The sequence below is a fragment of the Pseudomonas sp. P4_C1 genome (assembly GCF_056402155.1).
The window spans coordinates 1-1147 of record NZ_JBFUHY010000166.1 but is presented as its reverse complement, the minus strand read 5'-3'; the positions used below and the strand labels follow the sequence as shown (position 1 = coordinate 1147).

At 64.7% G+C, this 1147-nt stretch carries 2 protein-coding genes; both read left to right on the top strand.

What is annotated here, in order from left to right; genetic code table 11:
• Positions 1 to 204, top strand: a 204-nt coding sequence (locus tag AC1DU9_RS29810; RefSeq protein ID WP_477811271.1) for a proton-translocating transhydrogenase family protein, incomplete at its 5' end; no start/stop codon positions are given.
• On the top strand, positions 201 to 1147 hold a 947-nt coding region (locus AC1DU9_RS29805; protein WP_477811270.1), incomplete at its 3' end, for an NAD(P)(+) transhydrogenase (Re/Si-specific) subunit beta. The genes AC1DU9_RS29810 and AC1DU9_RS29805, both read left to right, overlap by 4 nt.

Below are 1147 nucleotides of genomic sequence, written 5' to 3'. Positions count from 1 at the left end.
ATCGTCGGCGCCATGCTCGCCGCCGCCCTCACCGTGACCCCGCTGGGCAAGACCATGGGCACCCTGGCCGTGGCCCTGGCCGCGGTCAACGTGTTTGGTGGCTTCCTGGTGACCCGGCGCATGCTGGAAATGTTCAAGAAGAAAGCGGCCAAAGCTCCGGCCGCCAAGGCCGCAGCAGTCAAGGCTGAGGTGCAACAAGCATGAGCATGAACCTGGTTACGTCCCTGTATCTGATCGCCTCGGTCTGCTTCATCCAGGCGCTCAAGGGCCTCTCGCACCCCACCACGTCGCGCCGCGGCAACCTGTTCGGCATGCTCGGCATGGGCCTGGCGATCCTCACCACGGTGGGCCTGATCTACAAGCTSGGCGCCGAGCTKGCSCARGACGGGATCGTCTACGTGATCGTCGGCCTGCTGATCGGCGGCACSGCCGGTTCGATCATGGCCAAACGCGTKGAAATGACCAAGATGCCCGAACTGGTCGCCTTCATGCACAGCATGATCGGCCTGGCSGCGGTGTTCATCGCCGTGGCYGCCGTGGTCGAGCCGCAGTCGCTGGGCATCGTCAAGCAACTCGGTGACGCGATCCCGGCCGGTAACCGCCTGGAACTGTTCCTCGGKGCCGCCATCGGTGCAATCACCTTCTCCGGYTCGGTCATTGCCTTCGGCAAGCTGGCCGGCAAGTACAAGTTCCGCCTGTTCCAGGGTGCACCGGTMCAGTTCAGCGGCCAGCACAAGCTGAACCTGCTGCTGGGCCTGGCCACCCTGGGCCTGGGCGTGACCTTCATGCTCACCGGCGACTACACCGCCTTCGCCGTGATGCTGGCCCTGGCCTTCGTGCTCGGCGTGCTGATCATCATCCCGATCGGTGGCGCGGACATGCCGGTCGTGGTGTCGATGCTCAACAGCTACTCCGGCTGGGCAGCGGCGGGCATCGGCTTCTCGCTGAACAACTCGATGCTGATCATCGCCGGTTCGCTGGTGGGCTCAAGCGGTGCGATCCTCTCGTACATCATGTGCAAGGCGATGAACCGTTCGTTCTTCAACGTCCTGCTCGGTGGTTTCGGCAATACCGCAGAGGCCGCCGGCCCGGCGGGAGCGAAAGAAGCCCGTCCGGTGAAATCCGGGTCGGCCGACGACGCGACCTT